The organism is Rhizobium sp. WYCCWR 11146 (assembly GCF_013591995.1).
Lineage (GTDB): Bacteria > Pseudomonadota > Alphaproteobacteria > Rhizobiales > Rhizobiaceae > Rhizobium > Rhizobium indicum.
On record NZ_JACCEY010000031.1, the window covers coordinates 196,959 to 222,576 of the forward strand.

Here is a 25,618-nt window from a genome sequence, read left to right on the forward strand (position 1 = left end):
CGCCACCTCGAGCGCCCGCTTGGCGCTTTCCTGGCCCTTGATTTCGGCAAGGTCCGGCAGGTTTGCGGCATTGGCGCGGATCGACGCTTCCGGCCTGGATAGGACCTGCGTGCCGCGGAAATGATTGGCAAGGGCGATCAAGCTGCGCGGTGCGAGGATATCGACGTCCGAGCCCGCCCAGGCGGCTTCGGCGCCGCTTTCGGCCGGGCAGATCAGCCCCTTGCCGAGCGCATTGGCACCGATCGCAGCCGGCAGCGCGCCTGATATGGCGGCGATCGTCCCATCGAGGTTGAGTTCGCCGACGACGACAAAATCCGACAAGGCATCGGCAGGAATGGCGCCGAGCGCGGCCATCAGGGCAAGGGCGATCGGCAGGTCGAAATGCGAGCCCTCTTTCGGCAGGTCGGCAGGCGCCAGATTGACCGTCACGCGCTTGGCCGGCAGCGCCAGGCCGGAGGCGTGGAGGGCGGCCTGCACGCGCTCGCGGCTTTCGGCAACCGCCTTGTCAGGCAGGCCGACGATCTGCATCCCGACCTTGCCGGGTGCAACCATGACCTGGACCTCGACCGGTACACCTTCGATGCCCTGAAATGCAACCGTACTGACACGCGCGACCATAAGCCCATCCCCTTGCCGCAAACTTTTATATACCGCCCCGCAGCCTTTATCGATGCACCCAAAACTGTTGCACAGTTTTGGGCGACATGCATTAAGGCCAGCGGTTGCAATCTGGCATGGACGCAGGAATAAAACAAGAACAATCAAAGAACATAGTCAGGCATCCGCTGTGACCTTGGTTGTGCTCGGTCGCGGGACCAGAACGGTCATGGGCGCCTGGCTCAGCCGCGCTTGCGCTCGATCGCATCCCAAAGCAGAGCTGCTATATCGGCGCCGCCGAACTTCTTGACCTCGCGGATGCCGGTGGGCGACGTGACGTTGATCTCGGTCATGTAATCGCCGATCACATCGATGCCGACGAGCAGGAAGCCGCGCTCCCTCAGCGCCGGGCCGATGCGGGCGCAGATTTCCTGTTCGCGCGGCGTCAGTTCGGTCGCCTCAGCGCGGCCGCCGACATGCATGTTGGAGCGGCTGTCGTGTTCGGCCGGCACGCGGTTGATGGCGCCGGCGAATTCGCCGTCGATCAGGATGATGCGTTTGTCGCCCTTGCGCACGTCGGGCAGATATTGCTGGGCGATGAAGGGCTCGCGGAAAAGCTGGCCGAACATTTCCAGCAGCGAGGAGAGATTGCGGTCGTCGCGGGTCGAATGGAAGACGCCGGCGCCGCCATTGCCGTAAAGCGGTTTCAGGATGATATCGCCCATCTCGTCGCGGAAGCGGCGGATCTCGGTGGCATCCTTGGTGATCAGCGTCTTCGGCATCAGGTCGGAGAATTCGGTGACGAAGATTTTTTCCGGCGAATTGCGCACCCAGGCCGGATCGTTGACGACGAGCGTCTTCGGATGGATGCGCTCGAGCAGATGCGTCGAGGTGATATAGGCCATGTCGAAGGGCGGGTCCTGGCGCAGCAGCACGACATCCATGGTCGCGAGATCGACGCGCTCGGGCGCGCCAAGCTCGTAGTGATCGCCCTTGACGTCGCGCAGCACCATCGGCTCGACGCTGGCATAAAGCTTGCCGTCGCGGAAGCTCAGGCGATCGGGGGTATAATGGAAGAGCCTGTAGCCGCGCGCCTGGGCTTCCAGGCTCATGGCGAAGGTGGAATCACCTGCGATATTGATGCCTGCGACATGATCCATCTGGACCGCTACATTGGTGATCTTGGCCATTTCCATCCCTCGCTGAATGCCGGACAGATGTAGGTCGGCCAGATATCAAACGCAACGGTCAATCAAGGGCTTCGGCGGCTCCGACGATCTTCAGGCGGCGATGCCCTGGTTGCCGTTGTTGCGCAGCATGTTGCGGAGACGGTAGGCGATCGCCAAGGGCTTCGGGAAGGGCTTGCGCAGGAAGGCGACCTTGCGGACGTAATTGTCGACCCGCCAGCTCGCCCAGGTTCCGCCGGCGAAAAAGGCGACGTCGCCGGCGCGCAAGGTTCGTTCGGTGCCGTCCTCGGCGGTGATATGGACCTCGCCTTCGAGGATCATCACCGTCTCGTCCCAGCCGAAGCGCCAGCGAAATTCACCCGCCGTGCAGTCCCAGATCGCCGTCAGCGAGGCCTCGTCATGGCCGCGCGAATGTTCGGCGGTGCGGGCCTGCGGATTGCCGTTGATAATCCAGTCCGGATTGATCGGTGTGGATTTCAGCGGCAGCAGATCGCTCGCATGCGCGACGAAGGATTTTCCGGCCGGCTTCGCCACGGCAGCATACGGTACCGAGCGCGCGGCCATGGCGACCGCACTTGCAAGCATCAGCTTCCAGGCCATGAAACAACCCCCAATTGCTACCCTACCGAGTCGATAGCAGAGAGTCGTAAGGACCTGGTTCAAGCGGGGACTAAAATTTTAACGATCCGGAAATCGGATGGGGCGAAAGGAGGTCAGAAGGCATCAATAAAATGCCGCGGCAGCCGGCCCGGCATGATCGCCACGATATCATAACGCTGGGAAAGGCGGGCCTGATCCGCCTGGCGGGCAAGCCAGAGATCGCTTGCCGCCCGTATCCGCTTTTGTGCGGCGACAGAGACGGCGTCGACCGCCGCCGCCTCGCCATGGCGGGCCTTGACCTCGACGAAGACGGCGAGATCGCCCTTGCGGGCGATGATATCGATCTCGCCGAGCCGGGTGCGGTGGCGCAGCGCCAGGATGCGGTAGCCCTTCAGCATCAGGAAGACGGCCGCGACATATTCCGACATGCGGCCCCGGCGCAGCGCCTTCCTTCTGATCGCGGTGAGATCATTATCGCCCATCGGCGTTCTTGATCTCCAGCAGGCGCTGGTAGAGCACCTTGCGCGGCAGGCCGGTGAGGCGGGCGGCTTCGGTGGCGGCGCCTGCCGTCGGCATTGACTTCGACAGGTCGGCCAGCACGGCTTCGACATCGGCCTCAGACGTCTCGACCGGCTCCGGCGGACCGATCACCAGGACGATCTCGCCCTTGACGTTTTCCACCTGCTGATAATGCGCCGCAAGGTCGGCAAGCGTGCCGCGGCGGAACTCCTCATAGGTCTTGGTCAGCTCGCGGCAGACGGAGGCGGGCCGAGTGCCGCCCAGCACATCGGCGGCGGCCAGAAGCGTTGCGCCGATGCGATGCGGCGATTCAAAGAAGATCAGCGTCGCGGGCGCTGCTGCAAGTTCACCGAGGCGGTCGCGGCGGGCCTTGTCCTTGGCCGGCAGGAAACCGGCGAAAAGGAAAGCATCGTTCGGCAGGCCGGAGCCGACAAGGGCTGCGAGCGGCGCGGAGGCGCCGGGAATGGGAATGACACGGTAACCTGCCGCTATCGCCTGTTGCGCCAGCCGATAGCCGGGATCGGAGACCAGCGGCGTGCCGGCATCGGAAACCAGCGCCACCGATCGCCCGGCTTCGAGCGCCTGCAGCAGCCTTGGGCCAGCTTCGTCGGCATTGTGCTCATGATAGGCAAAGGGGCGGTTCTGGATGCCGTAGCGGTCGAGCAGCACGCGGGTGACGCGCGTATCCTCGCAGGCAAGCACATCGGCGCCGGCCAGCGTTTCGAGCGCCCGCAGGGTGATGTCGCCGAGATTGCCGATGGGAGTGGCGACCAGATAGAGCGCCGGCTCCAGCGGCCGCGCCGGGACCGTTGCATTGTGCAGGCGGAAGCTTCGCCGGGTGGCGGCGTCCGCTGTCGTTTCCTCATTCATGCCATTTGCTTTCGTCCCGCCGGCTCGTCGCCGGCATCGAACCCTTATGGGCGAGCCGCACCGCTTCGGCAAGGGTTCGGATTTCTGTGAGCATTGCTCTGGAAAACCGCAAATGCAGGGGTGCCGACGTCCATGCCTCTTGCAAAGCAATGCTGAAGTCTGCCATTTTGCCCGTCCACTCCCCCGGCCTCAAGCCGGGACAGCATTCTTCGGGTGCTCGATGCGCCCGGACAGTCACGGTCGAAAGCGGTAGCATCCCATGCGTATTACTATTGAGCGGTCAAACCTGTTGAAATCGCTGAACCACGTCCACCGCGTGGTCGAACGTCGCAACACGATCCCGATCCTGTCCAACGTATTGCTCAAGGCCGACGGCCAAAAGCTCGACATGAAGGCGACCGACCTCGACCTCGAAATCACCGAGGCGACCCCTGCTAGCGTCGAGCAGCCCGGCGCCACCACCGTTCCCGCGCATCTCCTCTACGATATCGTGCGCAAGCTTTCCGACGGCTCGGAAGTGCTGCTTGCCACCAGCCCGGATGGCGGCGCGATGACCGTGCAGTCCGGCCGCTCGAAATTCTCGCTTCAGTGCCTGCCGGAATCGGACTTCCCGGATCTCACAGCCGGCACCTTCACCCATTCCTTCAAGCTGAAGGCGGCCGATCTGAAGATGCTGATCGACCGCACGCAGTTCGCGATCTCGACGGAAGAGACGCGTTATTATCTGAACGGCATCTTCTTCCACACGATCGAGAGCAACGGCCAACTGAAGCTGAGGGCGGTTGCGACCGACGGCCACCGGCTGGCGCGCGCCGATGTCGATGCGCCCTCCGGCTCCGAGGGCATGCCCGGCATCATCATTCCGCGCAAGACGGTCGGCGAGTTGCAGAAGCTGGTCGACAATCCCGAGGTGATGGTGACCGTCGAGGTCTCCGACGCCAAGATCCGGCTGACCATCGGCTCGATCGTCATGACCTCGAAACTGATCGACGGCACCTTCCCGGATTATCAGCGCGTCATCCCCACCGGCAACGACAAGGAAATGCGGGTCGACTGCACGAGTTTCGCACAGGCCGTCGACCGCGTCTCGACGATCTCCTCCGAGCGCGGCCGCGCCGTAAAGCTGGCGCTTTCCGAGGGGCAGCTGATGCTGACCGTCAACAATCCCGATTCCGGCAGCGCGACGGAAGAAGTTGCCGTCGGCTACGACACGGATGCGATGGAAATCGGCTTCAACGCCAAGTACTTGCTCGACATCACCGCCCAGCTTTCCGGCGAGGAAGCGATCTTCCTGCTTGCCGATGCCGGCTCGCCGACGCTGATCCGCGACACGGCGGGCGACGATGCGCTCTACGTGCTGATGCCGATGCGCGTCTGACCGGAACGAAGGCCGCTCATTGCCGTTTTTCCTCCTGTCAAAACGGAGGATCCCATGACCAAAAAGACGGGAACGGTGCGTATCGGCATATCCGGCTGGACCTATGCGCCCTGGCGCGGCCAATTCTACCCGAAGGACCTGCCGCAGAAGCAGGAACTTTCCTATGCCGCCCGGCACTTCCGGTCGATCGAGATCAACGGCACCTTCTACGGATTGCAGCGGCCCGAAAGCTTCGGCCGCTGGCGCGAGGAAACGCCGGAGGATTTCGTCTTCGCGGTCAAGGGACCGCGCTTCATCACCCATATGCTGCGGCTGCAGGATATCCAGACGGCGCTCGCCAATTTTCTCGCCTCCGGCGTTTTGCGGCTCGGCCCCAAGCTCGGGCCGATCCTCTGGCAATTCCCGCCGAACATGGCCTTCGACCCATCCCTTTTCGAGAGCTTTTTGTCGCTGCTGCCGCACGACCGCGACGCGGCGATAACGCTTGCGAAGCGGCACGACTGGCATATCAAGGGACCGGCCTGGCTTAAATGCGACGGGCACCAGCCGATCCGGCATGCGCTGGAGATTCGCCACGAGAGCTTCCGCTCACCCGCCTTCATCGAGATGCTCAGGCGTCACAGAGTCGCTCTCGTCTGCGCCGATACGGTGAAATGGCCGCTGCTGATGGATGTCACCGCCGATTTCAGCTACTGCCGCCTGCATGGCTCGGAAAAGCTCTATGTCAGCGGCTACGAGGACGAAGCGCTCGACATATGGGCGCAACGCATCCGCGCCTGGGCCACGGGCGGAGAACCGGAGAATGCGACGCGGGTGCTGGCGCCCGTAGCGGCGCGCAGCAAAGGTCGCGACGTCTATCTCTATTTCGACAATACCGATGTGAAGATGCGCGCGCCTATCGATGCCGATCATTTGAGCGAAAGGCTCGCCGATCTCATGCCCGGTTCAGCGCCGAAAGCCGCATGAACTGTTGATGCCGATGTCCTTGTTGCGAAAATCCTTGTCCCTTAAGCGACAAGCGGCATATTAAGGCATTCGATCAACATGCGGATGGGTGGAGAATGAGCTTACGGGTCAAGGTGAAGGAACGGTTCGGGAAGAGGTTCGACGACGAGATCCGCTTCTTCCGGGGCATGATGCAGGGGCCGAAGACGGTGGGCTCGATCGTGCCGACCTCCTCGATCACGGCCAAGCGCATGGCAAGCGTCGTCGACATCCATTCCGGGCTGCCGGTGCTTGAACTCGGACCGGGCACGGGCGCCATCACCAAGGCCATTCTCGGCCGCGGCGTCCGTCCGGAAAATCTCGTCGCAATCGAATATTCGACGGATTTTCATAAACATCTGCAGCGGACCTATCCCGGCGTGCACTTCATCAACGGCGATGCCTTCGATCTTCAGGCCACCCTTGGCAATTTCAGCGGTCTCACCTTCGATTCCGTCGTCTCGGGCATTCCGCTGCTGAATTTCCCGATGGCGAAGCGCATCTCGCTGCTCGAAAGCCTGCTCGATCGACTGCCGGCCGGCCGGCCGATGGTGCAGATTTCCTATGGCGCGATCTCGCCGATCGCCGCCAATCCCGACCGCTACCATATCCAGCATTTCGACTTCGTCATGCGCAATATTCCGCCGGCGCAGCTCTGGATCTATAAGCGCGGCTAAGATGTTCGGGATCTACATCACTCATCCGCAGGTCAGGATCGACGCCAACGTGCCAGTGCCGAAATGGGGACTTTCCGATGTCGGCGCGGCGCGCGCCCGCAAAGCGGCAGAGAGCGGCTGGGCCAAGCAAGTGCGGCGCATCGTCTCCAGCGACGAGACGAAGGCGATCGAGACGGCCGAAATTCTGGCGAAAGCTTCCGGTGTGACCGTGGAGATCGTCCACGCGACCCACGAAAACGACCGCACGGCCACCGGCTTCCTGCCGCCGCCGCAATTCGAAGAGGCGGCCGACTGGTTCTTCGCCCATCCGGAACAAAGCTTCAAAGGCTGGGAGCGCGCCGTCGACGCGCAGGCCCGCATCGTCGAGGCCGTTAATGCCGTTCTCGCCACGCATGATGCGACAGCGCCGATCGCCTTTGTCGGCCATGGCGGCGTCGGCACGCTGCTCAAATGCCATCTGGCGGGCAGCCCGATCGCGCGCGACCGCGACCAGCCCGGCGGCGGCGGCAATCTCTATGCTTTCGGTCTTGCGGATCGGCGCCTAACATGCGACTGGACGCCCATCGAAGACTGGCAGGGGTGACTTCAGATGGACGCACGCGAGCGGTTGATCGTCGGCCTGGATGTTCCAACGATCGGCGAGGCGGAAAGACTGGTTTCCACGCTCGGCGACGACATTCTCTTCTACAAGATCGGCTATCAGCTGGTCTTTGCCGGCGGCCTGGAATTCGCCCGTGATCTTGCCGCCAGCGGCAAGAAGATCTTTCTCGACATGAAGCTGCTCGACATCGACAACACCGTTGCCTCCGGCGTCGAGAACATCGCCAAGATGGGCATGTCGATGCTGACGCTGCATGCCTATCCGAAAGCCATGAAGGCGGCGGTCGAGGCCGCGGCCGGCTCCGGCCTCTGCCTGCTGGGCGTGACCGTGCTGACCTCGATGGATGCCGACGACCTCGCCGAGGCCGGCTACAGCCAGGATCCGCACAGCCTGGTGCTGCGCCGCGCCGAACAGGCGCGCACAGCCGGTATGGGCGGTATCGTCTGCTCGGCGGAGGAAGCGGCTGCGGTGCGCGAAATCGTCGGACCCGACATGGCGATCGTCACCCCCGGCATTCGCCCTGATGGTAGCGACAAGGGCGACCAGAAGCGGGTGATGACGCCTTTCGACGCGCTGAAGGCAGGAGCGACGCATCTCGTCGTCGGCCGGCCTGTCGTCAAGGCGCCGGATCCCCGGGATGCCGCCCGCGCGATCCTCAGCGAGATGGTGACGGCACTCTGGCCGGCAAACCGCTAATAGTTTCAACGACAAAAGGGAGAAGATCATGGCCAAGGGATATTGGATCGCCCGCGTCGATGTTCGCGATGCCGAGCGCTACAAGGATTACGTGGCGGCGGCCAAGCCGGCCTTCGAAAAATATGGCGCGAATTTCCTGGCGCGCGGCGGCGCCTTTACCGAACTCGAGGGCAAGGCGCGCGTCCGCAACGTGGTGATCGAATTCCCGTCGATGCAGCATGCGGTCGACTGCTATAATTCGCCGGAATACCAGATCGCCGCGAAAATCCGCCAGGAAGCCGCGGATGCGGAAATGGTCGTCGTCGAAGGCGTCTAGAGCGCCGTGCGTCTTTCGGACGCACAAAGGACGCTCTAGCACTTTAAATCTACTCATCGTGCCTTCCGAAAATCGATTCCGATTTTTGGAAGGCACGATGCGTTAGGCGCCCTCGCATTCGCAAAAAACTGACGGCGTGATGGGCCTTCCCGTCGCGCAGGGATTCGGCTAAGACGGAGCCAATCAAGCATTCCGCAAAGCCTTTCGAGGAGCCTGCCATGACCCTTGCCAACCTGCCGCCGCTCGTCACCGTGTTCGGAGGGTCGGGCTTCGTGGGCAGGCACGTGGTTCGGGCGCTGGCCAAGCGCGGCTATAACATCCGCGTCGCCGTGCGCCGTCCCGATCTCGCCGGCTTCCTGCAGCCGCTCGGCAATGTCGGCCAGATTTCCTTCGTGCAGGCGAACCTGCGCTACCGCGGCTCGATCGATCGCGCCGTCGACGGTGCGAGCCACGTCGTCAACTGCGTCGGCATTCTGCAGGAGACCGGCCGCAACACTTTCGACGCCGTGCAGGAATTCGGCGGTCGTGCGATTGCTGAGGCGGCGCGCAGCGCGGGTGCGACGCTGACGCATATTTCGGCGATCGGCGCCGACGCGAAATCCGATTCGGACTATGGCCGCACCAAGGGTCGCGCCGAAACGGCCATCCTCTCGGTCAAGCCCGATGCGGTGATCTTTCGTCCGTCGATCGTCTTCGGACCGGAGGACAGCTTCTTCAACAAGTTCGCCCAGATGGCGCGCATGTCGCCGATCCTGCCGCTCATCGGCGGCGGCAAGACGAAATTCCAGCCTGTCTATGTCGAAGATATCGCCGAGGCCGTCGCCCGCGCCGTCGACGGCAAGGTTGCCGGCGGCAAGGTCTATGAGCTTGGCGGGCCTGAGGTGCTCAGCTTCCGCGAATGTCTCGAGACGATGCTGAAGGTAACGTGCCGCAAGAACCCGCTGGTATCCCTGCCCTTCGGCATCGCTTCGATGATCGGCAGCATCGCTTCGCTGGTCCCCTTCATAACGCCGCCGATCACGCCGGATCAGGTGCGCATGCTGAAGCGCGACAATATCGTCTCCCCGGAAGCCGAGGCGGAAGGCCGCACGTTGAAGGGCCTCGGCATTGCGCCCACCATGGTGGCATCGGTGCTCGGCTCCTATCTGGTGCACTATCGTCCGCACGGCCAGTACACCGGCACCGGCAAGGCCGCCTGACCATCTTTTCCAACCGATGAGATTGGCCGTCTGCGGATCCCGCGAGCGGCCTTTTGGCGTTGCCGTGTCCTGCAAAGCCCGGCGCAAGTTTGAAGTGTTTTGGTGCTCGGCATATTCAGCGGCGTTGCATAAAAGACGCATCGGAAATTTTGTGGGATTAACACCAAATTTAGCAGGAACGTTTATTGCTATTTGTCATTCCACTGACTACCAAACCCGCGCGTCTTCCAACGGACTCAACGCCTGCGGTCGCGCGCGGCAATCACTGTGAAAGGCAATTCTCAATGGGCAAGTCAATCGCGCTCCTGTTTGCGTGTGCGGCGCTGGTTATCCTTGCAGGCTCTTTCGTTGCGCCCGGTTCGGTCGCGGCGGTAAAGGGCGATTGCTCGCCGGCCTACGGCGTCGATCCTTGCTCGACGGCTTCGATCATCCATTGACGAAAAGCCCGGCCCTGCGCCGGCATCCTGCTCCAAGCAAGCAGTCGATCGAAACGCCTGATACAGGGCGCTTCTAGATCATCGCTCAGTTTCGCCTGCTTCAAAGCGGCGGTGGGAGCGTTTCCCCTCAATGACCAACTGAAAAATTCGGCGCCTTGCCGGTAATCGGGTGCCTGTTTGTGCGGTCCGACGGGGCATTTGCATTCGCGCCGGGAGTTGCGCGAATGCAATGCAGGGCGGGTGTCTCAGGCAATCAAGCCGGTCGCGGCCATGCCGAGCAGCAAAACACCGAGAATGATGCGGTAGATGGCAAACAGGGTAAACCGGTTGCTCCTGATATAGGCAAGCAGCCATTTGACCGCGATGAAAGCGACGACGGTGGAGACAACGAAGGCGATGCCGAGCGCCGTCCAGTCTTCGCCTGCCGCTCCGCCATCCCTGAAGGTCTTCAGCAATTCATAGGCGCTGGCCGCGTACATTGTGGGAATGCCGACGAGAAAGGCAAACTCGGTCGCCGCGGCCCGGTTGCCCGTGCCTGCCAGCATGGCGACGAAGATCGTGGCGCCGGAGCGCGAGGTTCCCGGGAAGACGCCGGCAACGATCTGGGCGATGCCGACCAGGATGGCGACAAGCCAGGTAATCTCTTTATGCGGCGGCCTGCGGGCGGCCGCCCATTCGGCAAAGATCATCCAGATGCCGCCGATGATGAGCGCCCAGGCGATCGGTGTCGCAGTCTCCGGCAGTTCAAAGCCGAGCTTCTTGACGACCAGTCCGAGAATGGCGGTGATGAGAAAGGCGACGATCAGCTTGGCGGCATAATCGCGGTTGGCGGGGTCGCGCCAGCCAAGCACCAGATCCACCAAGCGACGCCAGTAAATGATGGTGACGGCGAGGATGGCGCCCGCCTGAATAACGATGTTGAACATATCCGACCGATGTCCGAGCCATTGCTCGGCAATGATCAGGTGGCCGGTGCTCGAGATCGGCAGGAACTCGGTGATCCCTTCTATGACGCCGAGAATTGCAGCATTTATATAATCCATACATTGTCTCCGGTTTAAAGTTCGGCCGGGTCTGAGCGCTTGGGTCGATCAGGCCGCCGTTTCCAATCATTCGTTAGACCGTGTTTCGCCATTATCAGATGGCCTGAAAAATCCGATTCGCTTGTATTGGCGGGGCCAAGCTCCTATAGCTTCAACCAATGAGTCATGACTAGGGCGCTATAATCGAGCTGCCACACAGTCCTGTAACAGCAATCACAAAGCCCGAGTATCTATGCCCACGCTTTATCATCATCCCATGTCATCCGCATCTCGCTTCGTCCGGCTGATCCTGGCGGAATACGGCTATCAGGCGGATCTGATCGAGGAGCAGACATGGGAGAAGCGCCGGGATTTCCTGGCGCTCAATCCGGCCGGCACGCTGCCGGTCTATGTCGACGACAGCATGCGCGCGCTCTGCGGCGCGAGCGTCATTTCCGAATATCTGGACGAGACGCACGGCGTCTTGAAACGCGACCGGCGGCTGCTCGCCGAAGACCCTTTCCAGCGGGCGGAAATCCGCCGGCTGACCGAATGGTTCATGCAGAAGATGGAAAACGATGTGACCAAGCCGCTCGCCCGCGAGCGTGTCTATAAGTTGCAGATGACCGCCGATCAGGGCGGCGGAGCGCCGGATTCGAAGGTTCTGCGCACGGCCCGCGCGAATATCCGCCAGCATATGCGCTATCTCACCTGGCTTGCCGGCTCGCGTCAGTGGCTGGCGGGCGAGCGGATGAGCTATGCCGACCTTGCCGCCGCGGCCTCGATCTCGATCCTCGATTATCTCGGCGAGATCGAGTGGGCGGATTCGCCAGTCGTCAAGGACTGGTACCAGCGGCTGAAGTCGCGTCCGTCCTTCCGGCCGATGCTGACCGAGCGCGTGCGCGGCCTGACACCGGTTTCACACTATGCCGATCTGGATTTCTGACGAGGGCTCTTCATGCCCGAACCTGACAATGACGACAAAGAGCGCCGCCGCCGCGACAATTTGACCGAGTTCGTCCGGGCAGAATCTGCCGCCAAGGGCTTCGATCTCTGCCGCATCACGCGCCCGGATGCGATCCCGCAAGCGAAAGAGCGCCTCGGCCAGTTCATCGATGCCGGGCGCCACGGGACGATGGATTGGATGGCGGAGACGCGCGACCGGCGCGGCGATCCCCTGACACTCTGGAGCGAGGTGCGCTCCGTCGTCGTCTTCGGCCTCAATTACGCTCCGGAAGAAGATCCCCGCGCTATCCTCGACAAGCCGGACAAGGCAGCGATTTCCGTCTATGCCCGCAACCGCGATTATCACGACGTCATCAAGGGCCGGCTGAAGGAGATCGCCACGCGCTTTGCAGCGCGGGCAGGCGCCGACGTGAAAGTGTTCGTCGATACGGCGCCGGTCATGGAGAAACCGTTGGCGGCGGCGGCCGGGCTCGGCTGGCAGGGCAAACATACCAATCTCGTCAGCCGCGTTCACGGTTCCTGGCTGTTCCTCGGCACGATGTTCACCACCGCCGATCTTGCCGTCGACGCGCCGGAGATCGATCATTGCGGCTCCTGCCGCGCCTGTCTCGACATCTGTCCGACGGCTGCCTTCCCGGCGCCTTACCAGATCGACGCGCGGCGCTGCATCTCCTATCTCACCATCGAGCACAGGGGACCGATCGACGCCGATTTGCGCGTATTGATCGGCAATCGCATCTACGGCTGCGACGACTGTCTTGCCGCCTGTCCCTGGAACAAGTTCGCAAGCTCCGCCTCCGAGATGAAGCTCAAGGCGCGGGAGGATCTGAAGGAGCCGTCGATCGCCTTTCTGCTGACGCTTGACGATGCCGCCTTCCGTGCCTTCTTCAGCGGCTCGCCGGTGAAGCGGATCGGCCGCGACCGTTTCGTCCGAAATGTGCTGATCGCCGCCGGCAATTCCGGCGACAAGGCGCTCATCGGGCCGTGTCGCGGGCTTTCGGAGGATCCCTCGCCCGTGGTGCGCGGCATGACGGTCTGGGCGCTTTGGCGGCTGATGGAGGCTGGCGAATTTGCGGCCTTTGCCGCACAAAGGGCGGACGAGAGAGATGACGACGTCCTGAACGAATGGCGATTGGCGGGAGTGGGCTGATGCATGTGATGATCTTTGGCTGCGGTTATTCCGGCACGGCAATCGCCAAGGCCTTTGCCGGCGACGGCGTGCGGGTTTCCGGCACCACGCGCTCGCCTGACAAAGTGGAAGCGCTCCGCCAGAACAGCATCGAAGCATTCCTTTTCGACGGCGAGAGCATGGAAGAGGGGTTGCGCCAGGCTTTGGACGGCGTCACCCACCTGGTTCAATCGATCGCCCCTGGAAAGGCCGACCCGCTGCTGCGGCTGCTTGATAAAGACGGCGCACGCCTGCTGCCGAAGCTTGAATGGATCGGTTACCTCTCCACCGTCGGCGTCTATGGCGATCACCAGGGCGCCTGGGTGAGTGAGGAAACGCCGTGCCTGCCCGTTTCCGGACGGTCGACCGAGCGGCTCGAGGCGGAAGAGGGCTGGCTGGCGATGGGCCGGGAGCGCGGCGTGCCGGCGGCGGTGCTGCGCCTTTCCGGCATCTATGGGCCGGGCCGCAACGCCTTCTGCAATCTGGACAAGGGCACGGCGCGACGGCTGATCAAGAAGGACCAGGTGTTCAACCGCATCCGCGTCGAAGATATTGGCGCAGCGACACGCTTTCTGTCGGAGCGCGGCCTCGGCGGCATCTATAATGTCACCGACGACCGGCCCGGCCCGCCGCAGGATGTGATCGTCGAGGCAGCCCGCCTGATGGGCGTCGAACCGCCGCCGGAGCAGGCGTTCGAGACCGCCGAATTGACGCCGATGGCGCGCACTTTCTACGGCGAGAACAAACGGGTTTCGAATGCAAAACTCAAGGCCGCCGGCTTCGCATTTTCCTTCCCGAACTATCCTATGTCGCTTGCGCAATTGTGGCGGGATGGATGCTGGTGGGGGGAGTAGAACTCAGTCCTGTTTGCGACGGATGCGATCACCCAAAATGAGTAGGAAATTCCTACTTTCCCCCTTTGGCCGGATAATTTTCGCCGCATATTATGGTTAACGGCCTTTGAATTTGCCCAAATGTGGCAGTAAATATGGCGAAATCGGAAAAATATTTTCGCGATTTTCGTGAACGCCGAGGCGTTAACTATCCCTTCGGAAAATTCGTTCGGATTTTAGCTGATTTTATTAGGTTTTTTCTACCTTTTGGCGCGGCGCTCATTCCTGGAATCCCGATATTACCCTCACGAATGTTACGGATTGTAATAATCCGTGAACTGGCGCGGCACTTTTTCGCCACTTTTTCACAGATTTAAGCCCCGCCGCCTGCAAGGGCGTGAGTTCAATAGTTGAGGGATACTCTGTTTTGAAGAACATACGTCGTTCTATTATCGCCGCTGTAACTATTGTAGCCTGTTCTTCCATGCTTCCGGCAGAGGGTTTTGCTGGCAATGGCTGTGGCGGTGCTTCATGGTACGCACTTCGCTCCAAAACTGCTTCCGGGGAACGTATGAATCCTGCCATCTTGACTGCTGCACATCGTTCGCTTGCTTTCGGCACCAAGGTGAAGGTCACCAACCGCAACAATGGCCGCACAGTCGTCGTTCGCATCAACGATCGTGGTCCGTTCATCCGTGGTCGTGTGATCGACCTGTCGCGCGCCGCCGCCCAGAATATCGGCATGGTGAGCTCCGGCACTGCGAAGGTCTGCTACCAGGTCGTCAGCTGAGGCCGCCACTGACTGTGCCGGAAGCGGCGCTTGCTCTTGCCGTCAATCGCGGTTACCACCCGGTTGAGACTTGTGAACAATTGACTGCGTGACACTCGCGTTTGCGCTGATCGTTCACACGCCACGGCAACAGGAGACATGTGAATGCGTCTGGGCGGCCGCCTCGAAGGGGCGATTTCTGTGCTCGCGGACATCGATGCCCGCAAGCGGCCCGTCGCCGACGCGCTGAAGGACTGGGGCCTCGCGCACCGCTTCGCCGGCTCCGGCGATCGTGCAGCGATCGGCAACATTGTCTATGACGCACTGCGCATGCGGCTTTCCCATGCCTGGCTGATGGATGACGACAGTCCTGCTGCCATTGCCCATGGCGTCATGTTCCGCCAATGGGGTTTTTCACCTGACAGTCTTGCCACTGAGCTGGCGGACGACAAGTTTGCGCCGGCGCCACTTTCAACCGACGCTGTTGCGGCCTTTCAAAGCCGCTCGCTCGACGATGCGCCGCCGCATATCCGCGGCGATATTCCCGAATGGGTCCAACCCTCCTTCGAACAGGCCTTCGGCGCCGCCTGGCTTGCCGAGGCACAGGCGCTCGCCGCCCGCCCGACGCTCGATCTGCGCGCCAACCTGCTCAAAGCCTCTCGCGACAAGGTCGTCAAGGCGCTCGAAAGAGCCAACGCGCATGCAGCGAAGATCGCCCGCTACGGCATCCGGATTGCCGCTGGCGAAGGCGCCTCGCGTCTTCCCAACGTGACTGCCGAGCTTTCGTTCCAAAAAGGTTGGTTCGAAGTTCAGGATGAGGGATCGCAGATCGTCGCCGACCTGGTGCTCGCCCATGATGGCGAACAGGTTCTCGACTATTGCGCCGGCGGTGGCGGCAAGACGCTCGCCATGGCGGCGGCCATGCAGAACAAGGGACAGGTTCACGCCTATGATGCCGACCGCAAACGGCTGGCGCCGATCATCGAACGGCTGAAGCGGGCGGGCACGCGCAATGTCCAGGTGCATGACGACGCCAGGGCGCTCTCCGCCCTTGCCGGACGCTGCGACAAGGTGCTGGTCGACGCGCCCTGCACCGGCACCGGCACGTGGCGCCGCCGCCCCGATACGAAGTGGCGGCTGACGGCGAAGAACCTCGACGAGCGCATCGCCCAGCAGCAGGACGCGCTGGCGCAGGCGAGCGGCTTCGTCAAACCCGGCGGCGATCTGATCTATGTCACCTGCTCGGTCCTGCCCCAGGAAAACGAGGAGCAGGCGCGCCGCTTCACGGCCGACAATCCTGATTTTCAGCTCGTCAGCGCCCTGCCCGCCTGGGAAGCCCTGTTCGGCAAGGACGCCCCGCGTCCGCATTCGTCCGACGGCCTGACGGTGACGCTGACGCCCGCCTCCACCGATACCGACGGCTTCTTTTTCTGTCGTATGCAGCGGAAGGGCTGACGCGGTTTAGCGAAGGCCCGCTACGGATCGTGATGCCGCGGCGGAATGGCGCGGTTGCTGCCAATTTTTCAAGCGGATGCCGTTCAAAAAAGCCAGGTTGGCAACGTCTGTCCGTTCTTAAAACCATTCCAAACTAGAGCGTTTGACACAAGTTTGCTTTTGCGCGAAGAGACGGAGCCCGATTAGACGGAAAATCCCGTCACAGGAGAGGATCATGAAGCTCAACCGCAAATTCCGCGCAGCCGTGCTGGCGATCGCCCCCGCCGCCCTGCTCGCCCTTCCCGCGCATGCCGAGACTGATGCTGCCGCCGTCGTGAAACACTATGCCGGTGTGGCACATGCGAAATACGAGGACTCGCTGACGACGGCCAAGGCGCTCGACGCCGCGATCGACGCCTTCCTGAAGGCGCCGACCGATGCGACGCTCAAGGCCGCCAGAGACGCCTGGATCAAGGCGCGCGTCCCCTACCAGCAGACGGAAGTCTATCGCTTCGGCAATCCGATCGTCGACGACTGGGAAGGCAAGGTCAATGCGTGGCCGCTCGATGAAGGCCTGATCGACTATGTCGACGCTTCCTACGGCACCGAGAGCGACGAGAATTCTCTCTACGTGGCAAATGTCATCGCCAACAAGACGATCAAGATCGACGGCAAGGATGTCGACGCTTCCAAGCTGACGCCGGAATTCCTCTCCGGCACGCTGGCCGAGGCCGGCGGCATCGAAGCCAATGTCGCGACCGGCTATCATGCCATCGAATTCCTGCTTTGGGGTCAGGATCTGAACGGCACGGGACCCGGCGCCGGCGACCGTCCGGCAACCGACTACGACCTCAAGAACTGCACGCACGGCAATTGCGACCGCCGCGCCGAATATCTGAAGTCCGCCTCCACCCTGCTCGTTTCCGACCTGCAGGAAATGACCGACAACTGGAAGCCGGACGGTGCAGCGACGAAGAACGTCGAAACCGATCCGAAGGCCGGCCTCGTCGCGATTCTGACGGGCATGGGTTCGCTTTCCTACGGCGAGCTTGCCGGCGAGCGGATGAAGCTCGGCCTGCTGCTGCACGATCCCGAGGAAGAGCATGATTGCTTCTCCGACAACACCTACAATTCGCATCTCAACGACGCGATCGGCATCGCTGCCGCCTATACCGGCAACTATACCCGCGTCGACGGCACCAAGCTCAGTGGCCCGTCGCTGCATGATCTGGTGGCCGCCAAGGACAAGGCGCTCGATGCCGAAGTGGAAGGCAAGCTCAACAAGACGCTCGAAGCGATGAATGCCATGGCAAAGCGCGGCGAGACCGTCGAGAAGTACGACCAGATGATCGGCGAAGGCAACAAGGAAGGCAACGCCGTCGTTCAGGCCGCTATCGACGGGCTGATCGACCAGACGAAATCGGTGCAGCGCGTTATTGCCGCACTCGATCTCGGCACGGTTCAGCTTGAAGGTTCCGACAGCTTGGATAATCCTAACGCCGTCTTCAAATAAGCAAAAAGGCGGGCCGCTTCGAAAGCCGGAGCGGCCCGGACCCTGAAATGTCGCATGCCCCGGCCCGCCGATTTTTCGCCAGCGCAACGCTCTGCGCCACGCTTGCCGGTTTTTCCGTCAGCATCGCAGCCGGTTTCGACCTGCCGACGAAACGCACCGACCTCTCCGAATCCGATCTGCAACGCGTCGCCGACGTCACCCGGCCGACAGCGGATTTTTCCAAAGCCGAACAATACGAAGCGATGCAGGCAGGGGCTACGACCTCGATCGACCCTGTCACCGAGGACAGTTTCTCGCATATTTCGGCCAACATTCCCTTCGAGGAAGAGCAGAATTTCAAGCTCGGCAATGCGCTCTTCCGAAAGCTCTGGGTGTCCGCTCCCTCCTCGACGCAGGCTTCCGATGGTCTCGGGCCGCTGTTCAACGCCCGCTCCTGCATGAGCTGCCATGTCAATGACGGCCGCGGCAAACCGCCGGAGGGAGGCCCGAGCGCCACCTCGATGTTCCTGCGGCTTTCCCGCGCCGCCACGACGCCGGAGGACGAAAAGGCCATCGCACAGGCTGATGTCGTCAATTTTCCCGATCCGGTCTACGGCCATCAGCTGCAGGATCTCGCCGTTCCTGGCCTTGCTGCCGAAGGGAAGATGGTGATCAGCTACCGCGAAGAGAGGGTGACGCTCGGCGACGGCGAGACCGTGTCGCTGCGCCGGCCGAGTTATGCGGTGACGAACCTTGGTTATGGGCCGCTCGACCCGGCGACGACGATTTCGCCGCGGGTCGCCTCGGCGATGATCGGCCTCGGACTGATCGAGGCCATTCCCGAGGCCGACATCCTTGCCCATGCCGATCCTGATGATGCCGACGGCGACGGCATTTCGGGGAAGGCGGCGATCGTGCGCGACCACCGCAGCGGTGGGATCGCGCTCGGCCGGTTCGGCTGGAAGGCGCAGAACGCCACGGTGCGCGACCAGAGTGCCGATGCCTTCGCCAATGATATCGGCATCTCGACGCCCGATCACCCGGATGCGCAGGGCGACTGCACCAAGGCGGAAGAGAAATGCCGTGATATGCCGACCGGCGTGCAGAAACGGCTGGGCGCGGAAGAAGCGCCGGGTGCCATTCTCGACCTCGTCACCTTCTATTCCGGAAATCTTGCCGTTCCGGCACGGCGCAAGGCGAGTTTCGCCGAGACGCTGCAGGGCAAGCGGATTTTTTACGAAAGCGGCTGCATTTCCTGCCACATGCCGAAATTCGTCACCCGGCGGGATACGCCCGACAAAGCGCAGTCCTTCCAACTGATCTGGCCCTATTCCGACTTTCTTCTGCACGACATGGGCGACGGGCTTGCCGACGGGCAGCAGGTCGGCCTTGCAAGCGGACGTGAATGGCGCACGCCGCCGCTATGGGGTATAGGACTGACCCGGACTGTCAGCGGACACAGCTTTTTCCTGCATGACGGCCGTGCGCGGAGCCTCACCGAAGCGATCCTCTGGCATGGCGGCGAAGCTGAAAAGGCCCGCAACGCTTTCTCCTCCCTGTCGACAGACGACAGGGCGGCCCTGATTACATTCCTGGAGTCACTTTGATGCGCCTTTGGCACCCCCTGCTCTGCCTTACTCTGATCGGCCTCGCGACATCAGCGGCCGCCCAGACGGCCACTCCCCCGGCAGGGCTGAACGAGGATGCCGTTCCCGCCGTCATGCAGCGCGCCGTCGACGAGGTGATCCGTCCCGGCTATCGTAACATGCAGCAATCAGCCGCCCGGCTGACGACGGCAATGAAGGATCTTTGCGCCGACGGCACGCAGCAGACGCTCGACAAGGCGAAGTCCACCTTCGACGACACGATCCGCTATTGGTCGATCATCGAGATCGTCCAGACCGGACCTGTCATCCAGGACAATCTCTTCGAGCACATCCTGTTTTATCCCGACCGTAAGGGCGTCGGCCTCAAGCAGGTGCAGGCGCTGATCGCCAAGGCCGACCCGAAGGATGCGACCGTTGATGCGATCGCCGGCAAGAGTGTTGCGTTGCAAGGCCTGACGGCGCTGGAATACGTGCTTTACGGCAATGGCTCCGACGATCTCGTCGGGCAGAAGGGCAGTTTCCGCTGCCTTTACGGCGAGGCAGTCGCCGGCAATATCCAGCGTGAGGCCGGCGAAGTCGTCGCCGCCTGGGAAAAGCCCGACGGCGTGCAGGCGAGCTGGAAACATCCAGGCCCGCAGAGCAACGATTTCATGGACAACAAGGAAGCGGTGACGGCGCTGCTCGGCATCCTCGTCCATGGCGCGGAGAATGTCCGCGACCAGCGGCTGGAGCAGTTCTACAAGGGCAAGGACACCACGCCACGGCCGCGCATGGCGATCTACTGGCGCTCCAAGAATACCTGGAAATCGATGGCCGCCAATCTGGAGGGCCTGCGCACGCTCTGGCAGAAGGCCGGCATGGCCGAACTTCTGCCGCCGGACAAGCAGCCGATCGCCGCCTCGATCGATGAGGACTTCAAATCGCTGCTCGACAGCGTACCGAAGCTCAATCCCGACATCGACGTCGCCACAAGCGATGCGGAGAAGGCCAAGCTCGATACGCTGCTTGCCGAGAGCCGCGACCTGATCACCCGGATCAGCGACGAATATGGCGCGGCGATCGGCCTTTCGGCCGGCTTTTCTTTTTCGGACGGAGACTGAGACGATGATGCAAAGTGCCGCGATCGACCGACGCAGCTTCGTCAAGGCGGCCGGCCTTGGCTTCCTTGCTTCTTTGGCGCCGAGGTCGCTGATGGCACTGGAGCGGGCCGATGCGGTCTATGCCTCGGGCATTCGGGCAGCCGACGGCTCCTTTGCCATTGCGACCGTGACCGAGCGCGGCGAGATCGTCGATCAGGTGGGCCTTCCCGCCCGCGCCCATGGCATGGCGTTCAGCGCCAGCACCGGCAAGACTGTCGCCTTTGCACGCCGGCCCGGCACCTATGCGATGATCTTCGATCCCTGGAACAAAAGCGAGCCGATCGTCATCAACTCCAGGGAGGACCGGCATTTCTACGGCCACGGCGCCTTCTCTCCTGACGGCCGTTTGCTCTACGCCAGCGAGAACGACTTCGACGGCAATCGCGGCATGATCGGCCTCTACGACGCCACCGACCGCTTCACTCGCATCGGCGAATTCGAGACCTACGGCATCGGTCCGCACGACATGACCGTGTCCGACGACGGACGCCTGCTCATCGTCGCCAATGGCGGCATCGAGACGCATCCGGATTTCGGCCGCACCAAGCTCAATCTCGGAGAGATGCAGCCGTCGCTTGTTCTGATCGATGCGGCAACCGGTGCGCTGGTCGAAAAACATGTGCTGCCGGCGGAATGGGCAGAACTCTCCACCCGCCATGTCGATCTCGACGGCGAGGGCCGCATCTGGTTCGCCTGCCAGTATGAAGGCCACCGCAAGGATTTACCGCCGCTCGTCGGCCATTTCGCCAAGGGGGAGAATCTTACCTTCATCGACCTGCCGGAGGAGACGACGCGCAGGCTTGCCAATTACGTCGGGGCGATCGCCGTCAATCGCAGCGAAGGTCTCGTCGGCATCACCTCGCCGAAGGGCGGCGCCTCGGTGACACTTGACGCAAAGTCGGGCAAGGTGCTGGCCGAGACTTCCGTTCCGGATGCAGCAGGCATCGCGCCGGCAAGAAGCGGCTTTGCCGTTTCCTCCTATGACGGCGATTTCCTGTCGACCCGCAGCGATGTCGCCTGGGACCAGCACATTGTCCGGATCTAATCGGCGCGGGAATAGGCTTTCTGCTCGGCGCTAACGCTCGATGCCGCGGCCCTTGCCGCCTCGTGCAACCAGTCGTTTCCCCGCGCCGCCAAATCCTTCAGGATCGCCGCAACCGCCGCCGCATCGTCAGAATGGCAATTGGCGATTTCAAAGCCCATCAGTTCCAGCATCGTCGGCGAAAGCAGGATCTCGGGATGCCGGTCGATTTCGATCTTGCAGCTGTTCGGCGAGAGCCGGCGCATGAGGATGCGGCCGGAGACCCGGTAGTGAGGATCAGCTGAGCGCGCCCGCCCATTGGCGATCTCGCTTGCATGGATCGCCACATCCTGCGGCCTGTGGCGAAGCGACCAGGCGGACGGCAGCAGCGCCTTCGCCTCGCGCAGCACCGGCCCACCCTGCCATTCGGCATAGGCGACGAACCGCGGCCGACCGAGACTGCCGGTGCCGCCGCTGCGCGGCTTCGGCACGAAGGGTCCTGCCCCGGACGGCAGCGCGTCTGCGAGCGCCTTGGTGTAGGCTGATGGTGGCGGCTTGCTGCCGGGAAGCAACATCTCGTATTTCTCCCAGAATTCCCGGCGTTCGGAATTCGGCAGCAGCAGAGCCTTGCGCAGCCATTTGTGGTCGCGCTCGAGGATGACTGGCAACGGATTTTCAAGGCCCCGGCGATAGCCGCTCAAGATCAATTCGCCGATCATGCGAACCGAGGGACCGTCGTCGCCGCGGGCCAGGATGGCGCTTGCCGCAAGGCGAACGAGATCAAGTGCATAGGGCATCACCGCCGCGTCGTCGAAATCATTGACACCCCAGACGAGCCGGCCCTCGATATCGCGCCAAGTACCGAAATTCTCCAGATGCGTATCGCCGATCGCCAGCACCTCAGGCGCGCCTGACAGTTCCGGGCAGATATCGAGGATGATCTCGCACCAGCGCCAATAGGTAGCGCGCAGGAAGACGAAATCGCCGCTTCGCATCTTCTCGTGCTTCTCCCGGAGATCGTCCTTGACGAGATCGTCGCCGAGTTCGCCGGCCAGCCAGGTCTCGAAATTCCGGACCGATTGCGATATCGTTATCATGCCGGCACTCCATCATTTCGCGACGCGATGCGGAGAATACGCGCACCGCGCGAAGCTGCAATCGTCTTCGCATCGGATCGCCACAATCGAGCGGTAGTGGCCAGCGGTACCGGCCAGCTGTGCCGGCTTGCACGGCGGCGGAAAGGTGAAGGGTTGCCCCGGCGACACGGTCCCGGGTTTCCATCGCCGCCCGGACCGATTTCAACAATGTCCAGCTTGTCGAATGCGGCGCGCCATGCCACTTTCGCGGCTGCAAGAGGGGCAGACATGAGCGAGACTGACAGGGGCGATTTCCGCGCGCGAATCCGCCGCAATTTTGCGCGCCAGGCGGCGATGGAAACGATCGGCGCAGAGCTGACGCGCGTCGAGCACGGCGTCGTCGAGATCGAGCTTCCCTTCGACGTCAAACTGACACAGCAGCACGGCATCCTGCATGCGGGCATCATTTCCGCGGCGCTCGATTCGGCCTGCGGCTTTGCCGCCTATAGCGTTATCGACCCGGAAGCCTCGATCCTGACTATCGAGTTCAAGGTCAATCTCATGTCGCCGGGGCGGGGCGATCGTTTCCTGTTTCGCGGGGAAATCACCAAACCCGGCTCCACCATCATCGTCGCCGACGGACGAGGCTACGCGATCAGCGACGGGCCGGCGAAACTCATTGCCTCCATGACCGGAACGATGATGGTGATCCGCGGTAGAGAGGGCATTACGGGATGAAGTTCGAACTGAAATCGGTCGCGGGGAAATCCATCCTTTTCGTCATGGCGGCGGAGGCCGAATACGGTCCCTTCCTGCGTTCGCGCATCGAACCTTTGATGACCGGCGTCGGCCCGGTCGAGGCGGCCATCGCGCTGAGCAAAACATTGGCGCGGCTGGATGCCGTCGACGACCTGCCCGATCTCGTCGTGTCCCTCGGCTCGGCCGGCTCCGCGAAACTGGAGCAGACCGAAATCTATCAGGTGACCTCGGTTTCCTACCGCGACATGGACGCCTCGCCGCTCGGCTTCGAAAAGGGCAAGACACCCTTTCTAGACCTGCCGGCAACGCTCGATCTGCCGCTGCGCATTCCCGGCATTGCCGAAGCAAGCCTTTCCACCGGCGGCAACATCATTTCGGGCGCCGCCTATACCAATATCGACGCCGACATGGTCGATATGGAGACCTATGCGGTGCTGCGCGCCTGCCAGGGTTACAAGCTGCCGCTGATCGGCCTTCGCGGCATTTCCGACGGCGCCGTCGAGCTACAGCATATTTCGGGCTGGACCGAATATCTGCACATCGTCGACCGCAAGCTCTCTTACGGCGTCGACAGCCTGTTCACGGCGCTGGAGGACGGGGTTTTCTGGTTCTGAGCCCCTGAATGCGGGACAATTGGAACAATAAAAACCTGATGCCGCCGATTTCCCGGATTGCAAGGCGAGGCGCTTTTCATTAAAGCCTCGCCATGACCCAGACAGCACATCCCGACTCCGTTCTCATCGTCGATTTCGGCAGCCAGGTGACCCAGCTCATCGCACGACGCGTGCGCGAGGCCGGCGTCTATTGCGAGATCGTTCCCTTCCAATCGGCCGAAGAGGGCTTCCACCGCCTGCAGCCGAAGGCCGTGATCCTGTCCGGCAGCCCGGCTTCCACGGTGGACGAGGGATCGCCGCGAGCGCCCCAGATCATCTTCGACAGCGGTCTGCCGGTGTTCGGCATCTGCTATGGCCAGCAGACGATGTGCATGCAGCTCGGCGGCAAGGTCGAGAGCGGCCATCACCGCGAATTCGGCCGCGCCTTCCTCGAGGTCGACAGGGACTGCCAGCTGTTCGAGGGCCTCTGGTCCTCCGGCTCGCGCCATCAGGTCTGGATGAGCCATGGCGACCGCGTCACCGCGCTGCCGGATGGTTTCGAAGTGGTCGCCACCTCCTCCAACGCGCCTTACGCCTTCATCGCCGACGAGAAGCGTAAATATTACGGCGTGCAGTTCCACCCGGAAGTCGTGCATACGCCGGACGGCGCCAAGCTGATCGGCAATTTCATTCACAACATTGCCGGCATCAAGGGTGACTGGTCGATGTCGGCCTATCGCCAGAAGGCGGTCGAGCAGATCCGCGCGCAGGTGGGCGACAAGCGCGTCATCTGCGCGCTTTCGGGCGGCGTCGACAGTTCCGTCGCGGCTCTCCTGATCCACGAGGCCGTCGGCGACCAGCTGACCTGCATCCTCGTTGACCACGGGCTGATGCGCAAGGACGAGGCGGCCGGCGTCGTCGCCATGTTCCGCGAGCACTACAATCTGCATCTGCTGCACGTCGATGCCGCCGATCGCTTCATCGGCGAGCTCGAAGGTGTCAGCGACCCGGAAACCAAGCGCAAGATCATCGGCCGGCTGTTCATCGAGACCTTCGAGGAAGAGGCAAAGAAGCTCGGCGGCGCCGATTTCCTCGGCCAGGGCACGCTTTATCCCGACGTGATCGAGAGCGTTTCCTTCACCGGCGGCCCGTCGGTGACGATCAAGTCGCACCACAATGTCGGCGGCCTGCCGGAGCGCATGAAGATGCAGCTCGTCGAGCCGCTGCGCGAACTCTTCAAGGACGAGGTGCGCGCGCTCGGCCGCGAACTCGGCCTGCCCGACAGTTTTATCGGCCGCCACCCCTTCCCGGGCCCCGGCCTGGCGATCCGCTGCCCCGGCGGCATCACCCGCGAAAAGCTGGAGATCCTGCGCGAGGCCGATGCGATCTATCTCGACGAAATCCGCAAGGCCGGCCTCTACGACGCCATCTGGCAGGCCTTCGCCGTGCTGCTCCCCGTCCAGACCGTCGGCGTCATGGGGGACGGGCGCACCTATGAATTCGTCTGCGCACTGCGCGCCGTCACCTCCGTCGACGGCATGACGGCGGACTTCTACCACTACGACATGGAATTCCTCGGCCGCGCCGCGACCCGCATCATCAACGAGGTGCGCGGCATCAACCGCGTGGTCTACGATGTTACGTCGAAGCCGCCTGGTACGATCGAGTGGGAGTGAAG

General features: G+C 62.5%; 27 protein-coding genes. 20 read left to right on the forward strand and 7 right to left on the reverse strand.

Annotated elements, in window-relative coordinates; genetic code table 11:
• The 5 genes from HX899_RS35245 to rsmI form a co-directional block, all read right to left on the reverse strand.
• Window positions 1–618 (reverse strand): magnesium chelatase domain-containing protein (locus HX899_RS35245; RefSeq protein WP_281408851.1); only part of this gene is annotated, 618 nt, incomplete at its 3' end.
• A gap of 221 nt (window positions 619–839) precedes the next feature.
• Window positions 840–1,787 carry a glutathione synthase gene (gene gshB / locus HX899_RS25305; protein WP_171599855.1) on the reverse strand — a complete coding sequence of 316 codons (948 nt, stop codon included), beginning with the start codon at window positions 1,785–1,787 and terminating at the stop codon, window positions 840–842.
• Between the two features lie 90 nt (window positions 1,788–1,877).
• Window positions 1,878–2,384, reverse strand: coding sequence for a cupin domain-containing protein (locus HX899_RS25310; protein ID WP_171599856.1), 507 nt, complete (start codon window positions 2,382–2,384; stop codon window positions 1,878–1,880).
• Between the two features lie 113 nt (window positions 2,385–2,497).
• Window positions 2,498–2,866 (reverse strand): YraN family protein, encoded by a 369-nt coding sequence (locus tag HX899_RS25315; protein ID WP_138388384.1) that lies wholly within the window; start codon window positions 2,864–2,866, stop codon window positions 2,498–2,500.
• The gene (gene rsmI, locus HX899_RS25320; protein WP_138332244.1) at window positions 2,856–3,773 is read right to left on the reverse strand and encodes a 16S rRNA (cytidine(1402)-2'-O)-methyltransferase; all 918 of its coding nucleotides are present in this window, start codon (window positions 3,771–3,773) and stop codon (window positions 2,856–2,858) included. Before rsmI ends, HX899_RS25315 begins: the two co-directional genes overlap by 11 nt.
• 259 nt (window positions 3,774–4,032) lie before the next feature.
• Between rsmI and dnaN the strand changes: the two genes are divergently transcribed.
• The 8 genes from dnaN to HX899_RS25360 all read left to right on the forward strand — a co-directional run bounded on the left by dnaN (window position 4,033) and on the right by HX899_RS25360 (window position 10,061).
• Window positions 4,033–5,151, forward strand: a complete 1,119-nt coding sequence (gene dnaN / locus HX899_RS25325) for a DNA polymerase III subunit beta (protein ID WP_003544738.1) — start codon at window positions 4,033–4,035, stop codon at window positions 5,149–5,151.
• 54 nt (window positions 5,152–5,205) lie between these two features.
• Window positions 5,206–6,117: a DUF72 domain-containing protein gene (locus tag HX899_RS25330; RefSeq protein WP_171599857.1), complete on the forward strand. Its 912-nt coding sequence runs from the start codon at window positions 5,206–5,208 to the stop codon at window positions 6,115–6,117.
• 95 nt (window positions 6,118–6,212) lie between these two features.
• Entirely contained in the window at window positions 6,213–6,812 is a 600-nt protein-coding gene (pmtA, locus tag HX899_RS25335) for a phospholipid N-methyltransferase PmtA (protein ID WP_017990040.1), read from the forward strand.
• A 1-nt stretch (window position 6,813) separates the two neighbouring features.
• Window positions 6,814–7,395 (forward strand): histidine phosphatase family protein, encoded by a 582-nt coding sequence (locus tag HX899_RS25340; protein WP_181293698.1) that lies wholly within the window; start codon window positions 6,814–6,816, stop codon window positions 7,393–7,395.
• Window positions 7,396–7,401: 6 nt separating this feature from the next.
• Complete coding sequence (gene pyrF / locus HX899_RS25345; RefSeq protein ID WP_138332241.1) at window positions 7,402–8,109, forward strand: orotidine-5'-phosphate decarboxylase; 708 nt, start codon at window positions 7,402–7,404, stop codon at window positions 8,107–8,109.
• A 28-nt stretch (window positions 8,110–8,137) separates the two neighbouring features.
• Window positions 8,138–8,425 (forward strand): DUF1330 domain-containing protein, encoded by a 288-nt coding sequence (locus tag HX899_RS25350; RefSeq protein WP_012759832.1) that lies wholly within the window; start codon window positions 8,138–8,140, stop codon window positions 8,423–8,425.
• A 218-nt stretch (window positions 8,426–8,643) separates the two neighbouring features.
• Window positions 8,644–9,624, forward strand: a complete 981-nt coding sequence (locus tag HX899_RS25355) for a complex I NDUFA9 subunit family protein (RefSeq protein ID WP_138388388.1) — start codon at window positions 8,644–8,646, stop codon at window positions 9,622–9,624.
• Window positions 9,625–9,908: 284 nt separating this feature from the next.
• Window positions 9,909–10,061 carry a hypothetical protein gene (locus tag HX899_RS25360; protein WP_003544729.1) on the forward strand — a complete coding sequence of 51 codons (153 nt, stop codon included), beginning with the start codon at window positions 9,909–9,911 and terminating at the stop codon, window positions 10,059–10,061.
• Window positions 10,062–10,306: 245 nt separating this feature from the next.
• Here the strand turns inward: HX899_RS25360 and HX899_RS25365 are convergent, their stop codons facing one another.
• Window positions 10,307–11,104, reverse strand: a complete 798-nt coding sequence (locus tag HX899_RS25365) for an undecaprenyl-diphosphate phosphatase (RefSeq protein ID WP_138388389.1) — start codon at window positions 11,102–11,104, stop codon at window positions 10,307–10,309.
• Between the two features lie 232 nt (window positions 11,105–11,336).
• On the opposite strand from HX899_RS25365, the gene HX899_RS25370 reads away from it, so the two are divergent.
• The 9 genes from HX899_RS25370 (at window position 11,337) to HX899_RS25410 (ending at window position 21,536) form a co-directional block, all read left to right on the forward strand.
• Window positions 11,337–12,029: a glutathione S-transferase family protein gene (locus tag HX899_RS25370; protein ID WP_003544722.1), complete on the forward strand. Its 693-nt coding sequence runs from the start codon at window positions 11,337–11,339 to the stop codon at window positions 12,027–12,029.
• 12 nt (window positions 12,030–12,041) lie between these two features.
• Entirely contained in the window at window positions 12,042–13,199 is a 1,158-nt protein-coding gene (queG, locus tag HX899_RS25375) for a tRNA epoxyqueuosine(34) reductase QueG (RefSeq protein WP_171599858.1), read from the forward strand.
• Entirely contained in the window at window positions 13,199–14,071 is an 873-nt protein-coding gene (locus HX899_RS25380) for an SDR family oxidoreductase (protein WP_171599859.1), read from the forward strand. The genes queG and HX899_RS25380 overlap by 1 nt, the downstream gene beginning before the upstream one ends.
• A gap of 406 nt (window positions 14,072–14,477) precedes the next feature.
• Window positions 14,478–14,840, forward strand: a complete 363-nt coding sequence (locus HX899_RS25385; RefSeq protein ID WP_003544717.1) for a septal ring lytic transglycosylase RlpA family protein — start codon at window positions 14,478–14,480, stop codon at window positions 14,838–14,840.
• 144 nt (window positions 14,841–14,984) lie between these two features.
• The gene (locus HX899_RS25390; RefSeq protein ID WP_138388392.1) at window positions 14,985–16,274 is read left to right on the forward strand and encodes an RsmB/NOP family class I SAM-dependent RNA methyltransferase; all 1,290 of its coding nucleotides are present in this window, start codon (window positions 14,985–14,987) and stop codon (window positions 16,272–16,274) included.
• A gap of 214 nt (window positions 16,275–16,488) precedes the next feature.
• Window positions 16,489–17,766, forward strand: coding sequence for an imelysin family protein (locus tag HX899_RS25395; RefSeq protein ID WP_138388393.1), 1,278 nt, complete (start codon window positions 16,489–16,491; stop codon window positions 17,764–17,766).
• Between the two features lie 47 nt (window positions 17,767–17,813).
• Complete coding sequence (locus HX899_RS25400; RefSeq protein WP_171599860.1) at window positions 17,814–19,352, forward strand: di-heme oxidoredictase family protein; 1,539 nt, start codon at window positions 17,814–17,816, stop codon at window positions 19,350–19,352.
• Window positions 19,352–20,452: an imelysin family protein gene (locus HX899_RS25405; protein ID WP_181293699.1), complete on the forward strand. Its 1,101-nt coding sequence runs from the start codon at window positions 19,352–19,354 to the stop codon at window positions 20,450–20,452. The genes HX899_RS25400 and HX899_RS25405 overlap by 1 nt, the downstream gene beginning before the upstream one ends.
• Window positions 20,453–20,456: 4 nt before the next feature.
• The gene (locus HX899_RS25410) at window positions 20,457–21,536 is read left to right on the forward strand and encodes a DUF1513 domain-containing protein (RefSeq protein WP_181293700.1); all 1,080 of its coding nucleotides are present in this window, start codon (window positions 20,457–20,459) and stop codon (window positions 21,534–21,536) included.
• Here the strand turns inward: HX899_RS25410 and HX899_RS25415 are convergent.
• Window positions 21,533–22,609, reverse strand: a complete 1,077-nt coding sequence (locus HX899_RS25415; RefSeq protein WP_171599863.1) for a DUF2252 family protein — start codon at window positions 22,607–22,609, stop codon at window positions 21,533–21,535. The genes HX899_RS25410 and HX899_RS25415 overlap by 4 nt on opposite strands.
• 267 nt (window positions 22,610–22,876) lie before the next feature.
• On the opposite strand from HX899_RS25415, the gene HX899_RS25420 reads away from it, so the two are divergent.
• The 3 genes from HX899_RS25420 (at window position 22,877) to guaA (ending at window position 25,616) form a co-directional block, all read left to right on the forward strand.
• Window positions 22,877–23,326 carry a PaaI family thioesterase gene (locus HX899_RS25420; protein ID WP_003544704.1) on the forward strand — a complete coding sequence of 150 codons (450 nt, stop codon included), beginning with the start codon at window positions 22,877–22,879 and terminating at the stop codon, window positions 23,324–23,326.
• On the forward strand, window positions 23,323–23,961 hold the full coding sequence (locus HX899_RS25425) for a 5'-methylthioadenosine/S-adenosylhomocysteine nucleosidase (RefSeq protein WP_138332231.1): 639 nt from the start codon (window positions 23,323–23,325) through the stop codon (window positions 23,959–23,961). Before HX899_RS25420 ends, HX899_RS25425 begins: the two co-directional genes overlap by 4 nt.
• Window positions 23,962–24,053: 92 nt before the next feature.
• Entirely contained in the window at window positions 24,054–25,616 is a 1,563-nt protein-coding gene (gene guaA / locus HX899_RS25430) for a glutamine-hydrolyzing GMP synthase (protein ID WP_017962899.1), read from the forward strand.
• The last annotated feature ends 2 nt before the right edge of the window (window positions 25,617–25,618 follow it).

Coding starts and splice junctions, on each gene's coding strand:
- gshB (WP_171599855.1), bottom strand. CDS start 1,787: ATGGCCAAGATCACCAATGTAGCGGTCCAGATGGATCATGTCGCAGGC.
- HX899_RS25310 (WP_171599856.1), bottom strand. CDS start 2,384: ATGGCCTGGAAGCTGATGCTTGCAAGTGCGGTCGCCATGGCCGCGCGC.
- HX899_RS25315 (WP_138388384.1), bottom strand. CDS start 2,866: ATGGGCGATAATGATCTCACCGCGATCAGAAGGAAGGCGCTGCGCCGG.
- rsmI (WP_138332244.1), bottom strand. CDS start 3,773: ATGAATGAGGAAACGACAGCGGACGCCGCCACCCGGCGAAGCTTCCGC.
- dnaN (WP_003544738.1), top strand. CDS start 4,033: ATGCGTATTACTATTGAGCGGTCAAACCTGTTGAAATCGCTGAACCAC.
- HX899_RS25330 (WP_171599857.1), top strand. CDS start 5,206: ATGACCAAAAAGACGGGAACGGTGCGTATCGGCATATCCGGCTGGACC.
- pmtA (WP_017990040.1), top strand. CDS start 6,213: ATGAGCTTACGGGTCAAGGTGAAGGAACGGTTCGGGAAGAGGTTCGAC.
- HX899_RS25340 (WP_181293698.1), top strand. CDS start 6,814: ATGTTCGGGATCTACATCACTCATCCGCAGGTCAGGATCGACGCCAAC.
- pyrF (WP_138332241.1), top strand. CDS start 7,402: ATGGACGCACGCGAGCGGTTGATCGTCGGCCTGGATGTTCCAACGATC.
- HX899_RS25350 (WP_012759832.1), top strand. CDS start 8,138: ATGGCCAAGGGATATTGGATCGCCCGCGTCGATGTTCGCGATGCCGAG.
- HX899_RS25355 (WP_138388388.1), top strand. CDS start 8,644: ATGACCCTTGCCAACCTGCCGCCGCTCGTCACCGTGTTCGGAGGGTCG.
- HX899_RS25360 (WP_003544729.1), top strand. CDS start 9,909: ATGGGCAAGTCAATCGCGCTCCTGTTTGCGTGTGCGGCGCTGGTTATC.
- HX899_RS25365 (WP_138388389.1), bottom strand. CDS start 11,104: ATGGATTATATAAATGCTGCAATTCTCGGCGTCATAGAAGGGATCACC.
- HX899_RS25370 (WP_003544722.1), top strand. CDS start 11,337: ATGCCCACGCTTTATCATCATCCCATGTCATCCGCATCTCGCTTCGTC.
- queG (WP_171599858.1), top strand. CDS start 12,042: ATGCCCGAACCTGACAATGACGACAAAGAGCGCCGCCGCCGCGACAAT.
- HX899_RS25380 (WP_171599859.1), top strand. CDS start 13,199: ATGCATGTGATGATCTTTGGCTGCGGTTATTCCGGCACGGCAATCGCC.
- HX899_RS25390 (WP_138388392.1), top strand. CDS start 14,985: ATGCGTCTGGGCGGCCGCCTCGAAGGGGCGATTTCTGTGCTCGCGGAC.
- HX899_RS25395 (WP_138388393.1), top strand. CDS start 16,489: ATGAAGCTCAACCGCAAATTCCGCGCAGCCGTGCTGGCGATCGCCCCC.
- HX899_RS25400 (WP_171599860.1), top strand. CDS start 17,814: ATGTCGCATGCCCCGGCCCGCCGATTTTTCGCCAGCGCAACGCTCTGC.
- HX899_RS25405 (WP_181293699.1), top strand. CDS start 19,352: ATGCGCCTTTGGCACCCCCTGCTCTGCCTTACTCTGATCGGCCTCGCG.
- HX899_RS25410 (WP_181293700.1), top strand. CDS start 20,457: ATGATGCAAAGTGCCGCGATCGACCGACGCAGCTTCGTCAAGGCGGCC.
- HX899_RS25415 (WP_171599863.1), bottom strand. CDS start 22,609: ATGATAACGATATCGCAATCGGTCCGGAATTTCGAGACCTGGCTGGCC.
- HX899_RS25420 (WP_003544704.1), top strand. CDS start 22,877: ATGAGCGAGACTGACAGGGGCGATTTCCGCGCGCGAATCCGCCGCAAT.
- HX899_RS25425 (WP_138332231.1), top strand. CDS start 23,323: ATGAAGTTCGAACTGAAATCGGTCGCGGGGAAATCCATCCTTTTCGTC.
- guaA (WP_017962899.1), top strand. CDS start 24,054: ATGACCCAGACAGCACATCCCGACTCCGTTCTCATCGTCGATTTCGGC.